General features: G+C 50.9%; 15 protein-coding genes. 2 read left to right on the top strand and 13 right to left on the bottom strand.

Going from position 1 to position 16,054, the window contains the following annotated elements; genetic code table 11:
* Positions 1 to 186 precede the first annotated feature (186 nt).
* The 3 genes from DBY95_RS06925 to rpmE all read right to left on the bottom strand — a co-directional run bounded on the left by DBY95_RS06925 (position 187) and on the right by rpmE (position 3,322).
* Positions 187 to 1,074, bottom strand: a complete 888-nt coding sequence (locus DBY95_RS06925; protein WP_234394601.1) for a hypothetical protein — start codon at positions 1,072 to 1,074, stop codon at positions 187 to 189.
* 138 nt (positions 1,075 to 1,212) lie between these two features.
* Positions 1,213 to 2,871, bottom strand: coding sequence for an ArnT family glycosyltransferase (locus DBY95_RS06920; RefSeq protein ID WP_107723834.1), 1,659 nt, complete (start codon positions 2,869 to 2,871; stop codon positions 1,213 to 1,215).
* A gap of 235 nt (positions 2,872 to 3,106) precedes the next feature.
* Positions 3,107 to 3,322, bottom strand: a complete 216-nt coding sequence (gene rpmE / locus DBY95_RS06915; protein WP_003681847.1) for a 50S ribosomal protein L31 — start codon at positions 3,320 to 3,322, stop codon at positions 3,107 to 3,109.
* 281 nt (positions 3,323 to 3,603) lie between these two features.
* Here rpmE and DBY95_RS06910 point away from each other — a divergent pair, with 281 nt between their 5' ends.
* Complete coding sequence (locus DBY95_RS06910) at positions 3,604 to 4,137, top strand: acyltransferase (protein WP_107723833.1); 534 nt, start codon at positions 3,604 to 3,606, stop codon at positions 4,135 to 4,137.
* Between the two features lie 61 nt (positions 4,138 to 4,198).
* Here the strand turns inward: DBY95_RS06910 and DBY95_RS06905 are convergent, their stop codons facing one another.
* From DBY95_RS06905 to DBY95_RS06870, 8 genes are all read right to left on the bottom strand, one after another.
* Positions 4,199 to 4,663, bottom strand: a complete 465-nt coding sequence (locus DBY95_RS06905; protein ID WP_107723832.1) for a four-helix bundle copper-binding protein — start codon at positions 4,661 to 4,663, stop codon at positions 4,199 to 4,201.
* A gap of 150 nt (positions 4,664 to 4,813) precedes the next feature.
* Entirely contained in the window at positions 4,814 to 6,031 is a 1,218-nt protein-coding gene (locus DBY95_RS06900; RefSeq protein ID WP_107723831.1) for an MFS transporter, read from the bottom strand.
* Between the two features lie 301 nt (positions 6,032 to 6,332).
* A complete protein-coding gene (locus tag DBY95_RS06895) occupies positions 6,333 to 6,761 on the bottom strand; it encodes a L,D-transpeptidase (RefSeq protein ID WP_107723830.1) in 429 nt (142 codons plus the stop codon).
* Positions 6,762 to 6,769: 8 nt separating this feature from the next.
* Positions 6,770 to 7,285 (bottom strand): outer membrane protein assembly factor BamE, encoded by a 516-nt coding sequence (locus DBY95_RS06890; RefSeq protein ID WP_070587953.1) that lies wholly within the window; start codon positions 7,283 to 7,285, stop codon positions 6,770 to 6,772.
* A 459-nt stretch (positions 7,286 to 7,744) separates the two neighbouring features.
* Positions 7,745 to 8,383: an MBL fold metallo-hydrolase gene (locus DBY95_RS06885; protein WP_107723829.1), complete on the bottom strand. Its 639-nt coding sequence runs from the start codon at positions 8,381 to 8,383 to the stop codon at positions 7,745 to 7,747.
* Between the two features lie 70 nt (positions 8,384 to 8,453).
* Positions 8,454 to 8,981, bottom strand: coding sequence for a DUF4189 domain-containing protein (locus DBY95_RS06880; RefSeq protein WP_107723828.1), 528 nt, complete (start codon positions 8,979 to 8,981; stop codon positions 8,454 to 8,456).
* Between the two features lie 55 nt (positions 8,982 to 9,036).
* Positions 9,037 to 9,687, bottom strand: a complete 651-nt coding sequence (locus DBY95_RS06875) for an HAD-IA family hydrolase (protein WP_107723827.1) — start codon at positions 9,685 to 9,687, stop codon at positions 9,037 to 9,039.
* Positions 9,688 to 9,697: 10 nt separating this feature from the next.
* Positions 9,698 to 10,684 (bottom strand): RluA family pseudouridine synthase, encoded by a 987-nt coding sequence (locus DBY95_RS06870; protein ID WP_107723826.1) that lies wholly within the window; start codon positions 10,682 to 10,684, stop codon positions 9,698 to 9,700.
* 515 nt (positions 10,685 to 11,199) lie between these two features.
* Here DBY95_RS06870 and DBY95_RS06860 point away from each other — a divergent pair.
* Positions 11,200 to 14,085 (top strand): Rne/Rng family ribonuclease, encoded by a 2,886-nt coding sequence (locus DBY95_RS06860; protein WP_107723825.1) that lies wholly within the window; start codon positions 11,200 to 11,202, stop codon positions 14,083 to 14,085.
* A 259-nt stretch (positions 14,086 to 14,344) separates the two neighbouring features.
* Here the strand turns inward: DBY95_RS06860 and mscL are convergent, their stop codons facing one another.
* Entirely contained in the window at positions 14,345 to 14,788 is a 444-nt protein-coding gene (gene mscL, locus DBY95_RS06855) for a large conductance mechanosensitive channel protein MscL (RefSeq protein ID WP_107723824.1), read from the bottom strand.
* Between the two features lie 448 nt (positions 14,789 to 15,236).
* The gene (gene fabI, locus DBY95_RS06850; protein ID WP_003748060.1) at positions 15,237 to 16,025 is read right to left on the bottom strand and encodes an enoyl-ACP reductase FabI; all 789 of its coding nucleotides are present in this window, start codon (positions 16,023 to 16,025) and stop codon (positions 15,237 to 15,239) included.
* Positions 16,026 to 16,054 lie beyond the last annotated feature (29 nt).

The following is a 16,054-nucleotide window of genomic DNA, read 5'->3' as shown; positions in this document are numbered from 1 at the left end:
GAGTATTGTAAAGGGTATTGGATATTCGGGCAATTTTCAGACGGCCTGCGCTTAGGAATAACGGGTAAAAACGTGTGAAAGAATGCAGAAGCGTTGGTGCTACGGTCATTTTGTCGTATGTTGTGTCAAACATACAGACAGATGTGTAGGTAAATAAAGAGGCGGGCAAACATGCCCGCCTTATTTTTAATATTTCTGCAAACCTTCTACCTTGATTTCTTTGGCATTGGCATTGATGAAGGCTTGAGTTGCTTTCATCGTGGCTTGAATGCGCGGATCGTTCCAGCGCACGATTTGGTTGTTTTCATCGCGCTTGTCCGACCAGATAATCACGCCGTCGGTGTATTTTTTGCTGATTTCGAGCATTTTGCGCCAGCGGACGGGGTCGATGAACTGCTTGAAATAAGGGCTGTTGGTGGCCGAATAATATTGCGGCCAGATGTAGCCGATGATTTTTTTGTTGGGAAAGCGTTGATGAATGTCGTCAACGGCGATTTTCACGTCTTTTTCCCATTGCACCAAATCGGGGGAAGTGATGTAGAACACAGGATTGGCATAGTCGCTGATGGCGGCGGTGGGCGCACGGCGTTTGCTGACTTGCCGCCATTTGGCCAAGATGGCTTCGTTATCAACGTTGGGGCGGTAGTGGCGGATGCCGTGCAGGTGTTCGGAGGGCATGCCGTAGTTGCTGATGACGGCGCGCGGATTTTCTTCTCTGAAGATTTGGTACATCCGCGCAAAGTCGGTTCTTAATGCGTCGGGAGTCAGCAGCTGGCCGTCTTTTTCGGCAAACCAGCTTTCGATGTCGGTAGAAATGGTACGGTAGCCTTCGCGACGCGATTGTTTGGCCAATTCGCGGATACGCGCTTCGTTGAGTACGCCGTGTTTGCGTTTGCCCGTCGGATCGGGTTTGACCAGCTCGCTTTCGTAAACCAAGAACACTTTGGAGAGTTTGTCGGCGGTCAGGTCGGGTTTGCCGACGTAGTCCATGCGGTCGTAGATGATGAAATCTTTGGCATGGGCGGAGAGGGCGGTCAATAAGAGGACGAGGGGTAAAAGGCGGTTGGGTTTCATATTTTTAGGCAGATAAGGGAAAAGGGCCATTGTACGGGAAGCGGTGTTAAAGTGAGTCAAAGGCCGTCTGAAAGGATAAAAGTTCTTTCAGACGGCCTTTGTTGGACTGGGAATGTTCAGTTTTGAGGCTGGTATGGCTTACTGCGCCGCAGTTTTTTCCAGTAATAGGAAAGTCTCGGCTTTGTTGCGCGGTCTTGCGCCTTGCCACAAGGTTTGCCAACCCGAAGGTGCACCGACATTGGCGGCTTGGCGGATGAGGCGGTAGCGGCAGGATGGGTTGTCGGTCGTGGTTTTAATATGGCTGTATTGTGTCCATGCGATTCGTGTGCGCTGGTCTTGGCTGTCGATGCTGATACATTCGAGGCCGTCTGAAAGCTGCTGTTTCAATTCGGAAGAAAGTGCGGTTTCCATTTGGTGTACCACCGGCGCATGGCTTTTGGCGGCGTTGAGCCACGGTAAAAACAGGGTCATCAGCAAGGCCCAGGCCAAGGTAACGCCGGCTGCCCAGTTGGTTACGGCTTGGCGGCCACGGATGTTTTTACGCGTAATCGCCCAAAGCCATAACGGGGTAAACAGAAGGGCGACGGCCATCGGAATCGGATCGATGTCGGGGATGTAATACGGGCTGAAATAGGCGGCGCGTTCGGCCAGTTTGGCAGGCCAGCCGTAGTTCATGGCGAAGAAGCCCAGCCACAGGAACACGGCAATCAAACCGAATGCCATGATGCCGAACCAGTTGATAAATGCCGCTGCACCGCGACGCAGGCCGTCCAGTTTTGCCGCGCCGAGCAGGGCAAGCGGCGGCAACAGCCAAACGAGGTTGTCTTGCAGGCGTTGCGGATTGATGGCGAGTAGGGCTGTCATGATAATCAGCCACGACAGGCTCAGAATGCCCCAGTTTTTATCGTGGATACGCGTGCGGCTGAGTGTCCATGCCGCCAGCGGCCAAGCAGGCAAGGCAAACCACAGCAGGTTTTTCAGATAATAGGGTAGGTTGAAGGCCGTCTGAATCTGATGGAAACCGCCGAATACGCCTAAGGAATAATGGTTGAACCAAATATCAAACCATTCGGGATTGGTTTTTGATAAAACCAGCGGATACAGAATCAGCAGGGGCAGGGAAACGACGATGGCGCCAATCAGGGTCAGCAGATAGCGTTTGCTTTGCCAAGTAGAATGGAACGACAGGGCAAGTGCCAAAAACATCATGGCCGCGGTCAGCAGATAGCCTGAGGAAAGGGAGAGTAAAACCCAACCGCCGCACAACAGCAAAATGGCAATAATGACGCGGCGGCGTGCCAGTGAAAAGCCGCACAGAATCAATCCAAATGCGGCAAAAGCGGCCGACATGGGATTGAGGAAGTGGGCGATGGGCAGCAAACCGATGCTGCCGATAAGGATTAAGACAACGCTGCGGCCGTGATGTCTGCCGAGAAAGTTGAAACCAGCAAATCCGCAGGCGGTCAGTCCGATGGCAGTGAATACCACGCCGGCAAAACGCGCGGCATCATAGGTATCGGCCGCCCAAGGCGAAAACAGGGTTTGGAATGCGGTTGCCGCCCATAAAAAAGCAGGGGAGAGGGTGAAATCGGGTTGGCCGAAGATTTGTGCAACCAACAGGCTGCCGCCGTTTTTCATGGATTCGGAGGCGGTAAAGAGGGAGGGTTCGGCAGGATTCCACAAGTCATGCGAGAACACGCCCGGCCACAGCCAGGCAAAGGCCATCAGCAGCAGAAGCCATGGTTTTTCATGGGTTTTTTGGGGGCGGTGCGGATCGGGCGGTGTGTAAGTCAGCATGGAAGGTCAAAAAACGGTTGGTTTGAATAGCAATGGTACAGGGTTTGACGGGTTTGCGCGATATGCCGGACCGGAGAGCTTTGTAAAATAATGCTTATGGCTCGTTTTTATCGGGTGTTTGGAAGGATATGGCATTTGGTTGACGACAAAAAGCTCAGGCCGTCTGAAAGAAATGTTTCAGACGGCCTGAATGCAAAAAAGACTGCACGAAGCAGTCTTTTTGACAAAGTGGCAATTAGCGTTTGAACAGGTTGCCGAATTTGTTGTTGAATTTGTCCACGCGACCGGTAGTGTCGACGATTTTTTGAGTACCGGTGTAGAAAGGGTGGCACAGAGAGCAAACCTCAACGTTGAAGCTGTCTTTCTCCATTGCGGATTTGGTTACGAATTTGTTGCCGCAAGAGCAGGTAACGTTGATTTCGTGGTAGTTCGGGTGAATACCTTGTTTCATTTGATTTCCTTTCGATTAAGCGGGCACAGGGGTTTTGCCTGTACTTCAGTTAAGCGTAGGATTTTCGCTATTTTTGGCTGTTTCGTCAAGAGGATATTTTGTATGCAGGGCAGTTTCGCAACAGACGAGAACAGTTTAGAATAGAGTTTCAAACCAAATGTTGTGTAATCGGGCTGTAATCTAACTGAAAAGAGGATGTAAAACCTCCTCTAGATGTGAAACTTTAAGAAGAATAATAGTCTGAATAATATTTACGCTTGTACGAACAGGAGACGGAATTAATGTGGAAAAGGATATTGACGTGCATTTTGCGTGTTTGGGGAGGAATGTTGCCTCCGTCTTATTGCAAACCATTCGGCAGAATTGCGCAAAAATTCCGTGCTGCTTTGGCTGCGTGCATTTCCCCTAACATCGGCAAAAACGTCAATATTGAAAAAGGCGGATATGTTTTTCCGGATACGGTAATCGGCGACAATTCGGGTATCGGCGTCAATTGCGAAATCTGCCACGGCCTGACCCTCGGCAAGAACGTGATGATGGGGCCGGAATGCCTGTTTTATTCGACCAACCACAAATTCAACCCTGAAACCCGCCGCTTTGAAGGCTATACGGACATCCGCCCGATTGTGATTGAAGATGATGTTTGGATTGGCCGGCGTGCGATTATCATGGGCGGCGTTACCATCGGCAAGGGCGCGGTAATCGGCGCAGGTTCGGTGGTTACCAAAGATGTGCCGCCTTATTGCGTGGCTGCGGGCAATCCTGCGATTGTTCGGAAAAAACTGCTGGATGAGCAAGAGCTTGCAGCCGAATAGCGTAAACAAAACAGCAAAATAAAAGGCCGTCTGAAATTCAGACGGTCTTTTTTAATATTGATTAAGCGGCAATTTTTTCGCATTCTTTAATGCAAGCCAAGCAAGATTCGTAGCAGGCTTTGCATTCAGCGTGGTGGCTGGCGTGTTCTTTGCAGGCGGCAGCACATTGTTTGCAGGCTTCGATGCACACTTTTGCCAAAGACGGAGTCAAGCGTGAATTTTGGGCGGCAAGGTTTTGCAAGGTGCCGCACAGTGCCAACATTTGATTGACGCCGGCTGCGCAGTCTTTCATGGAGGTATCGCCTTCGCTCAACAGGGCAATGCAGTGTGCCAAACAGATTTGACCGGCTTCAACGCAATGTGCGGCCGCTTTGCGCGCAGCTTCGTAGGCGCGTGGTGCAGAATGCGCGTGACCAGCATGACCGGCATGGTGTGCATGGCCGGCATGGTCGTGAGCGCGGGCGAAAGAAGCGGCGGCGGTGAGGGAAACAGCAGCAGCGCTGCCGATAAATTGACGACGGTTCATAAGATAGAGTCCTTTTTGCTTTGTAGAAATATCGGACGAATTATTTCATCCGTTATTAAAAGGTTATCATGTTATTCGTTTTTAAACAATGGGCCGTCTGAAGGTATCGATAACACGTTCAGATGGCCTTGAAATGTCAAAGTTTCCGTGTCAGACGGCAGCCTCTTTCCGTTCATGAATCAGTAAATTCAACAGGGCGGCCGCGCCTGCCAAGACTGCGTCGGCGTACCACATCCAGCCGTAATCGTTGAAGCGCGTGATAACGATGCCGCCGATGTATGAACCCAAAAAGCCGCCGATTTGGTGGCTCAACATGGTCAACCCGAAGAGGGTGGCCAAGTAGCGCGTACCGAAAAGTTTGCCGGTAATGGCGGCGGTGGGGGCGACGGTTGCCAACCAAGTGAAACCGAGTCCGGCGGCGAAAAGATAGAAGTTCAAATCGGTTTTAGGTGCGGCCAGATAAATCAATATCATGGCGACACGCGAAGCATATAAACCGAAGAGGACGTATTTGCCCAAAAATCTGCCGGTACACCAGCCTGAAAAAATACAGCCGGCGATGTTTGCCAAACCAATAATGGCAATGGAGGTCGAAGCGACCGTAGCGGGGAGGCCGCAAAGTGAAATTTCGGTCGGTAGGTGGGTAACCAAAAAGGCGATGTGGAAACCGCAGGTAAAGAAACCCAAATGCAGCAAGATATAGCTGCGGTTGGCGAAAGCCTTGCAGACGGCCTGCTTCAGGGTTTGGCCGCCGTCGTCGGTATGGACGGTATGAGAAGCATGTTTGCCGCCGGCCAGCCACCAAGAAATCGGCAAAATCAAGATGGCAATGACTGCCCAAACGTAAAATGTCCCCGTCCAGCCGACGTGGGGGAGGGCAATCAAACCTTGAACCAGCGGCGCGAACAAAAATTGCCCTGTGGACCCGCCTGCATTGACCAGGCCGGAAGCCAAGCCGCGCCGATGAGGCGGCGTTTTGGCGGCGACCTGTCCCATAATGATGGAAAATCCGCCCGAACCCGTACCGAATGCCAACAATAAACCGATACCCAGCATCAGCCCCCAATAAGTCGGCATTTGCGGAACCATTAGACAGGCGGCAATCAACAGAACCGTACCGCCGGCTAAAACCTTAAACGCGCCGAAACGGTCGGCTAACGCGCCGGACAAGGGTTGCGATATGCCCCACATCAATTGGAAAACGGCAATAATCAGGCTGAACTGGGTCATGCTCAATTCGGTCGAGTTGACGACGGGCAGGACAAAAAGCCCTAAAGTCATCCTCATTCCGATGGTAATCAGCAGGATTGAGGCGGCAGCGGCAATCAGCAGCCACAAATTGGGTAATTTGGCAGAAGAATCGGTCATGATGTTTGTGTGTGTAAGGGGCAGAGAATAAAAGCTACTCCTGCCACTATATTATTTATTTGATTTCTCGGCGAGCCGATATATAAACGCGCGATTCTAGCATTGGGCTAGAAACGGCATAAATAACCGTTGGTTCTTTGGATATGGTAAAAAGTGATATGGTTTGAGGATGAATTGAGGATGAAGCGGTTAAATATTCTTCGTTTGGTACTGACGGAGCAAGCAAATTGCCGTTGAATTTTCGTTTGAGAAGAAAGGCCGTCTGAAAAGTTTCAGACGGCCTTTGTTTGACTGACTTACATCAGATGATTTCCAGAATGAAATACTGACGCAGTTTTTCGTACACATTATTTTGTACGTTGATACAACCATTGGTTATGATGCGGTCGGCCACATGAGGAGAAGCGATGCGTTCCATGCGTCTTTCCTGCGGCTTGAGCGTCCATACCCTGTGTAACGCAAACAGAAAGTCATTTTCTTCTTTGAAACCGATAACTTCGCCACCGTAACCCGGTTTGCTGGTCATCATCGGCGTCATATTGAATTTGCCTTTCGGAGTGGTCTTGCCAATCAGTACCGGATGGCACTGACCGTCATCGGCAAAGCAAAGCTCTGCCTTAGCTGTATTGACCACAACTTTTTTGCGTTGGATATAGTCGCTGACAGCATCGGCAGTGGCCAAAGAGTTCAGGCCTGCTGCCAAGGCTATACCTAATAGGATCCGTTTCAAATTTGTCCTTATTGACGGATGCGTTGAGGAGCTTCTTTAATGATCTCGCGGATGATCACTTGAGGCTCTTGTTTAGGTGTAGGTGCTGGAGGAGGACATACAGCATCTTTAGGGAATACTGGATTCCAGAAGAAGCTGCGTGCAAATTTGTCTTTGTCGAAGATCACTTTGTATTGGCAAGTAGTGATGCCTTCAACGCCGGAAGTGTTTTCAGGGTCAACACCTACGCCTGGGGTGTAGAAGTGGAACAGGTAGTCCCATTCACGCACGCCAACCATGCCTTCGTCGTAGTGAGGACGGCCGAGGATTTTGTAGATGTCGTCTTTGGTCAGGCCAGGACGCATTTGATCCAGCTCGTCAAAAGTCGGGAATGTGCCACGGTCTTTGTTGAAGGTCAGGGAGTAAGGTTTAGGGAAGCGTGGCTCGTCTGTAGTGCCTTCAGGAGTGATTTTGCTCTTAGTAGCACAGGCGGCCAGCAGGCCGGTAGCCAGCAGGACGAAGCCCACTTTTGCGATTTTTTTCATTTGATAATCCTTTTATTGATTTTACCGGCCGAACTTTTCAGACGGCCTGTTAGTGCCGGCAGCGAGTTTGCCGGTTTACCCAAATAATGTTGTGCTTCTTAAAGATGTACCCGACGGTTTGACAAACAGAACATCGGCACATTCCGGCAGGGCATTGCGCCTCATCTCCGTTGTATCCGCCTGAATCGGCAGAACCGTTCAGACGGCCTGACTGACATTTATTGTCACTTTGTAACAATTTCACTGCGAGTAAGGCTTGGGGTTTAGAGATGTCCGGTTTTCGATAAATCAGGTTGTATTGCGTAATACCTTGTTATCTTTGTGCTTTAGTTCTTTTTGGCATTTGCCGGAGATTAGGTACTTAATCTTTCGGGTATTATCCCTGCAAATTGTATGCCAGTTTTCCTTTATACGCATAATTTGCGTATGCCAGAATGTTGGCTTTATACAACATTCATATTAACGAACCAGAAACGGATTGTACCTTTTCTCATGCCCGATGCTGGTCATGCGGCCGTGTCCGGCTATAACTTGCGTGGTTTCGGGCAGGGTTAATAGTTTAGCGCAGATATTGTTTATGAGGTCATCATGATTGCCGCGCGGAAAATCTGTGCGACCAACGGTTTCATAAAATAAAACATCGCCTGCGACTAAAAGACCGTTTTCGGCGTTGTAAAAAACGACTTGGCCGGGGGTGTGGCCGGGAATGTGGAGGACTTGGAAACTATGGTTGCCGACCTTGAGCGTTTCCCCTTCTTCCAGCCAGCGCGTCGGCGTGAATGACGGAGAAACGGGGAAGCCGTATTGCGCCGTTGTTTGCGGAAGGGTTTGGAGCAGGAATTCGTCGTCTTTGTGCGGGCCGAGAACGGGTACGTCGCAGGTTTTTAAAAGCTCAACCACGCCGCCTGCGTGGTCAAGATGGCCGTGGGTCAGCCAAATGGCAGTCAGCTTGAGGCCTTTTTCTTGGACTTGTTGCAATAAATAAGGGACGTCGCCGCCGACATCGGTCAAAACGGCTTCTTTGGTTTCGTCATCCCAAATCAGCGTGCAGTTTTGACGGAAGGGGGTAACGGCGTTGATTTCAAATTGGAGTGCCATGGGTGTTCCTAGGAAATGCTTATTTATTTAATGTTTGTTTACGTTTCAGACGGCCTTTGGTCTATTTCTATTAGAATTTAGGCAATGAGCAACCTTCGTTAGCAACAATAGTACATTGAGAGCTTCCAGATGCTTGACATTTTCTCAAGGCAGATGGCTCGGCGTCACCGGGGAAACGTTCCATTCCATAGAAAGTTTTTACTTTTTCTCCCAATTTACCTTGAGCAACGGCAATACAACCATTCCGTACCCGAACACCTATCTTACATGGTTTATTTTTACCTCCTCGCTCACAGGTTTTAATGGCTTCTCTTTCTGCTTCCTCACGAGAATTCATATCAAGTGCGCCACCTGCAATACCAGTTTTAGGATTAAATGCCCAAGCACCGTATTTTGAAGGAACATCAATATTGATAATTTTGGGTTGAGTGGAACCGTTATTGGAAGATTGGGGTCTTCCAACGTTATATAGAATCTGTCGGCCAGAGCTATCAATAATACGGCAGGTTCCAGTCGCAGGTTGGTATTCTCCACCGCAACCATTGGCGTAAACATTAAGGCTTGCCAGTCCCAATAACACAAAAAGCAATTTTTTCATTTCAAGTCCAATTTGTTAGTTATCTAAATCTTTGTCAGTTGACGCACGCTGTCATTTATAAGGTTTCCAATACGTCAGGCAATTCGGCCAAGCTGTTGAGCATGGCGACATGGGGCATGGAGGAAAGCTGTTTGGCAGTATGTGCGCCGGTGGTGACTGCGATGGCGCGGATTTTGGCGTTGGCGGCCATTTCTAGGTCATGGGTGGTGTCGCCGATGACGACGGCCTCTTCCGGTTCAACCCCCAGTCGGTCGCAGAGGGCAAGTACCATGTCGGGCGCGGGTTTTGACGGATATTCGCTAGCGCAGGCGGTTTCCAGCCAGAAGGCTTGGGTGCCGGTTTGCTCGATGGACCTATCCAGTCCGCTGCGGCCTTTGCCGGTCGCTACGGCAAGCCAATAGCCTTGTTGCTTCAAGCGTTGCAGGCAGGGCAGGGCCTCGGGGAACAGGGTCATGTTGTGATTGTTGGGATTGAGGTAGTGCGCGGCATAGGTCTCAATCAGGGTTTCCTGAACGTGTTCGCTGACGTTGTGGGCAAGGCGGCGAATGATGCCGGAGAGGCTGTATCCGATGAGCGGGCGGATTTGGTCGGCTTCGGGAACGGGTAGGCCGCAATCGGCAAAGCTTTGCTGGAAGGTGTGGATGATGGGGTTGGTGGTGTCGGCAAGCGTGCCGTCCCAGTCGAAAATGATGAGTTTGGGTTTCATGGATTTCCTTTCAGACGGCCTTTTCCTGATTTTCCAACATTACAACGAATTGCGCCAATTCTTGCGGCAGGGAGGCTTTCAGGATCAGTTTTTCGCCGGTCAGCGGATGGGTGAGGTGCAGCTCGGAGGCGTGCAGGAACATTCTTTTCAAACCGAGTTTCTGCAGGCGTTTGTTGGCCTGATAGTCGCCGTAGCGTTCGTCGCCGGCAATGGGGCAGTCTTGCGATTGCAGGTGGACGCGGATTTGGTGGGTGCGGCCGGTTTTTAGGGTGGCTTCGACAAAGGTCAGGTCGGATAGGCCGACTTGGTGCAAAAGGCCGTCTGAAAAACGGTTTAACACGCGGAAGATGGTGTGGGCGGATTGACCGTCTTCGCTGACGCGCACCATTTTTTCGCCTTGTGCGCCGGTGTATTTGAACAGGGGGAGCTTGACGTGGAATCGGTCGTTTGGCAGCTTGCCGACACCCAGTGCGAGATAGATTTTTTTCGGATGGTCGTTGCGGATGGCTTCGTGCAGTTTCACCAAGGCGCTGCGTTTTTTGGCTATCATCAAAAGGCCGCTGGTGTCTTTGTCAAGGCGGTGGACGAGTTCGAGATAACGCGCTTCGGGACGGGCGCGGCGGATTTGTTCGATGACGCCAAAGCTCACGCCGCTGCCGCCGTGGACGGCAACGCCGGACGGTTTGTTGATGACCAAAAGCGCATCGTCTTCGTAAACGATGTCAAATTCGCGCGCAGGCGCGGCCTGGCTTTCAGACGGCCTTTGTTTTTCGGCGATGCGTATCGGCGGAATGCGGACGGTATCGCCTGCCTGAATGCGGTTGTCGGGTTTGCAGCGTTTTTTGTTCAGCCGCACTTCTCCGGCGCGGATAATGCGGTGGATATGGCTTTTCGGGACGCCTTTGAGGATTTTTATCAGATAGTTATCAAGGCGTTGGCCTTCCTCGTGTTCGGCAACGGCAATCAGGCTGACTGAATCTTTGCGTATTGCGTGCATTTTCTCTATAATCCCAAACGTCCGTTTCGGGCCCCGAACCTGCCGTCGCAGGCCGTCTGAAACGGATTTATTGTTAAAACGAGATTTTATATTAAAAACGCACTCCGCAAAGCATTTCCTTGTGTTTGTTCAAAGCCGGCAAACGCAATCCCGTAATTAAGTTTGAATTGAACCTGCCGTCCGGCCGGGCGTAAGACGCAGTCCGCGCAGCACCGTCCGAAATTACCGGCGCTACGATAATAAGAAGATGTAGGCTGCCTTAATTTTGTCCGAAGCATCAGCATTCGGACGGCAGCGGAACCATCAACCTTTCCGCCGCATTGTTCTTTATTTCCTTCTTTATCCGAATCCGTCCGCACATGGCTTGAGCTCAAGCATGCAACCTTGCGGATTTCAAATCAAATACTGGTTACACGGGGATTTTCCCATCTTGCCTTTGAAGAGTGCCAACCGGACAGACAGGCCGTCTGAAAAAGATATTCACAAATCAAACGGCCGCTGTTCACGAGGTGACTATGAAAAGAATGTTATTCAACGCAACGCAGGCCGAAGAGCTGCGCGTTGCCATTGTCGATGGCCAAAACCTTTTGGACTTGGACATCGAAACGCTGGGCAAAGAACAGCGTAAAGGCAATATCTACAAAGGTATCATTACCCGCATCGAGCCGTCGCTGGAAGCGTGTTTCGTCGATTACGGAACCGACCGCCACGGCTTTTTGCCGTTTAAGGAAGTATCGCGTTCATATTTCCGCGACTACGAAGGCGGCAGGGCGCGTATTCAGGACGTGCTCAAAGAGGGCATGGAAGTCATCGTCCAAGTCGAAAAAGACGAGCGAGGCAACAAAGGCGCGGCACTGACCACGTTCATCAGCCTGGCCGGCCGCTATTTGGTATTGATGCCGAACAACCCGCGTGGCGGCGGCGTATCCCGCCGTATCGAAGGCGAAGAGCGTCAAGAGTTGAAAGCCGCCATGGCCGAACTCGACATTCCAAGCGGCATGAGCATCATTGCCCGTACAGCCGGCATCGGCCGCAGCGCGGAAGAGTTGGAATGGGACTTAAATTACCTCAAGCAACTCTGGCAAGCCATTGAAGAAGCAGGCAAAGCGCATCATGACCCTTACCTTCTCTTTATGGAAAGCTCGCTGCTGATTCGTGCGATTCGCGACTATTTCCGTCCCGACATCGGCGAGATTCTGGTGGATAATCAAGAAGTTTACGACCAAGTTGCCGAGTTCATGAGCTATGTCATGCCGAGCAATGTAGGCCGTCTGAAACTCTATCAAGACCACACGCCGCTGTTCTCCCGTTTCCAAATCGAACACCAAATCGAAAGTGCGTTCTCACGCAGTGTCAGCCTGCCGTCAGGCGGCGCGATTGTGATCGACCACACCGAAGCCTTGGTTTCCATCGACGTCAACTCTGCGCGTGCCACACGAGGCTCTGACATTGAAGACACTGCGTTTAAAACTAATATGGAAGCCGCCGAAGAGGTTGCCCGTCAAATGCGCCTGCGTGACTTGGGCGGTTTGGTCGTCATCGACTTCATCGACATGGAAAATCCGAAACACCAACGCGATGTTGAAAACGTCCTGCGCGACGCGCTCAAAAAAGACCGCGCCCGCGTGCAAATGGGCAAACTTTCGCGGTTCGGCCTTTTGGAGTTGAGCCGCCAACGTTTGAAACCGGCTCTGGGCGAAAGCAGCCATGTTGCGTGTCCGCGCTGTGCCGGTACAGGCGTCATCCGCGGCATCGAATCCACCGCCCTGCACGTTTTGCGCATCATTCAAGAAGAAGCAATGAAAGACAACACCGGCGAAGTACACGCACAAGTGCCTGTCGATGTTGCCACCTTCCTGTTGAACGAAAAACGCGCCGAGCTGTTTGCGATGGAAGAGCGCTTGGATGTGAACGTCGTCCTGATTCCAAATATCCACTTGGAAAATCCGCATTACGAAATCAACCGCATCCGCATCGATGACGTAGAAGAAGACGGCGAACCGAGCTACAAACGCGTCGCTGAGCCGGAAGAAGACGAATCCGCCAAACCTTTTGGCAGCGAAAAAGCCAAAGCTTCCCGTCCTGAGCCAGCTGTCAAAGGCGTGCGCCATACACAGCCTGCACCGACTGTCGCCCCTGAGAAAAAAGCCTCTTGGTGGGACAGCTTCAAAGCTTGGTTGAAACGCATTTTCGGCGGTGAGCCTGCACCTGCCGCAGTTGCTCAAGAGCCTGCCGAAAAACGCACTACAACCAACCGCAGCCAAAACAGTAACCGCCGTTCAAACAGCCGCCGTCAAAATCCACGCCGCAACAACAAACACGACGGCAGCAAAGTCGAAGTGCGCGAAGTGAATGCCGAAGCTGCCGACAGCAAGTTTGAAGAAAACAAATCAAGCGAAAGCCGCAACGACGAGCGTAAAGACAGCCGCCGCAACCGCAACCGTAACAACAACCGCCGCGATGATCGCAACAACGAGCGCAACCGTGTTGAGGAAGTGGTTGAGGACGTAAACGTTCAAGAAGTGGCTGCACTGGCTGAGATGCCGTCTGAAAACCAAGCGGAACAAAACGGCAATAAACGCCGCCGCAATAACGGCCGTAACGAGCGCAACCGTCATCAATCTGCGGAAAACCGTGTTGAGGACGTGAACGTTCAAACCGATGGCGAACAGGCACAAGTCGAAGCGGACGACAACGCTCGCAACGAAGAGGGCGTGAAAAACAATGGCCGTCAAGGACGCGACCGCAACAACCGTCAGCGTAACAACCGAAACGACCGCCGTTCCAACAGCAAAAAACGCAATATCCCGTCTTCAGCAAAAATCGAGCAATACCTGAACATTACCGATACCGCCGACAAAGTCCTCTTTGCCGTAGCGCATGTTTTGGGTTTGAACGAAACGGTTGAAGCTGCAAATGCGACGTTGTCTTCTGAAAGCGACCAAGCCGAGCCGCTGGTGATTGTGGTATCCGAGCCTGAAGTTACCAGCGCAGAGCCATTCGTATTTGCCATTGAAAGCGAAGACGAGCCTGCCGTAGCGCAAACTGAAGGCGCTGATGCCGAACAAGCCCTGCTTGCATCTGCGGTCAACAACGTCAAAGAAGCTATTTCTGCGGTATTGTCTCCGAAAGCAACGGCTACTGTTGCACCGGTTGAAGCACCAGCCGAAGCTGTTGCCACACAAACTGAAGCCGTCGCTGAAGCAGCGCCTGTCGCAATCGTTGTACCTGAGAGCTTAGGCGATTTGATCTTCGTTGAAACCGATCCGCAAGCCGTTGCCGCTTTTTCCGCGCAGCCACAACCAGAACCGGTTGCTAAAACACGCCGTTCGGATGTGCCTAAAGTAGAAGTGGAAGACGTAGCAGTCGAAATGATTTTGGTGGAAACACGCAAAGACTAAGATTGGTTTTCCAGTTAAAAGCCCGATGTTGAACGCATCGGGCTTTTTTATTAGCAAGGAGATGCACTGCTCATTTGCTTTGTGTTTGCTATGAGGGTTGCTTCATGGTTAAAAAAGCAGAATAACTTGCTGAGAAAGGGAAGGGCGTTATTCTTTTAATGGGAAGGACTTAAAGGTTATACCAGATTAGTATGAGAAAAGGCCGTCTGAAATGGTTTCAGACGGCCTTGGTTTGTGTGTATATGTTTGGGTATTATGATTATTTTTTGTTCAAAGAGTCACGGATTTCGCGCAACAACAGAACTTCTTCGCTAGGCTCTGCCGGTGCTTCTTCAGCAGGAGCTTCGGTTTTTTTCACAGAGTTGATGGCTTTAACCACGCAGAAGATGGCAGCGGCAACGATCAGGAAGCTGATCACAGTGTTGATGAACAGACCGATGTTCAGGGTAACGGCACCGGCTGCTTGAGCGGCTGCCAGGTTGGCGTAACCTTCAGCAGGAGCGGCTTGTGCGCCGTCTTTCAGGGTAATGAACAGGTTGGAGAAATCAACGCCGCCGATCAGCAGACCGATAGGAGGCATGATTATATCGTCAACCAATGATTTGACGATGCCGCTGAATGCTGTACCGACAACCATACCGACTGCGAGGTCGACAACGTTGCCACGCATAATAAATTCTTTAAATTCTGAAGCGATTGACATAATTAATCTCCTGTATGTGTTTGAGTCAAAATCAGATGTGATTCAATTAATCGGCAGGCATCTTAACGCTTTATTAGTTAAGAAAATTTCAATAATGTTAAATTTTGTATTTCATGCTAAAAATGTCCGGCTTCTATGCCTTTTGTATGAAAAACAGGCCGTCTGAATTTTTTTTGTTACTTTTTTGCACCACTTTTTATCCGTGGCTAAGTATCAGATAACATGAATGTTATCTTTAGAATCAATGCTCTATCGGAATTTCAAATTGAGGTAGAATGATAATATAATAATGTTGAAAACATAATCATTGAAAGTCTGTAAAGGTAATGTTTCGTATTCGTATTTGACTTTCAGACGGCCTTATCGATTATGCAGTCATTCAAACCATAATGTAATGGCCATAAAAAACGCACTTTCATGATGAAAGTGCGTTTTGCGTAAAAACTGTTTAGTTCTCTTCGTCGTTCAGCGCGTTGATGCTGTAACCGCCGTCAACGTAGGTAATCTCGCCGGTGATGCCGGAAGCGAGGTCAGACAGCAGGAAGGCGGCTGTGTTGCCGACTTCTTCGGTGGTAACGTTGCGACCCAATGGGTTGTGGGAAGCGACGTGGCCCAAGAGTTTGCTTAAATCGGCGATGCCGGAAGCGGCCAAGGTTTTGATCGGGCCTGCGGAGATACCGTTGCAGCGGATGCCTTCTTTGCCCAGGCAGGCGGCAGTGAAGCGGATGCCGGCTTCGAGGCTGGCTTTGGCCATGCCCATAACGTTGTAGTTAGGAATGGCACGAACGGCGCCCAAGTAGCTCAGGGCAACGATTGCAGCGTTGCGGCCCTGCATCATCGGACGGGCGGCTTTGGCCAGCGCAGGCAGGCTGTATGCGGAGATTTCGTGAGCGGTGTTGAACGCTTCGCGGCTGATGCTGTCGAGGAAGTCGCCGCTCAAAGCTTCTTTAGGGGCGAAGCCGATGGAGTGAACCAAGCCGTCCAAGCCGTCCCAGTGTTTGCCCAAGTCAACGAAAACTTGGTTGATTTCGTCGTCGCTGGCAACGTCGCAGCGGAACACGAGTTCGGAGCCGAGTTCGGCCGCCATTTTACGGACGCGCTCTTCCAGTTTGTCGACAACATAAGTGAATGCCAATTCCGCGCCTTGTTCGCGGCAGGCTTTGGCGATGCCGTAAGCGATGGAACGCTCGGAGATCATGCCGGTAATCAGAATTTTTTTGCCTTGCAAAAAGCCCATTTTCTTATCCTTTAGCAGTGGTATTGCGG

The organism is Neisseria subflava (genome assembly GCF_003044935.1).
Taxonomy (GTDB): Bacteria; Pseudomonadota; Gammaproteobacteria; order Burkholderiales; family Neisseriaceae; genus Neisseria; species Neisseria subflava_E.
This window is presented reverse-complemented; position numbering and strand designations above follow the sequence as displayed.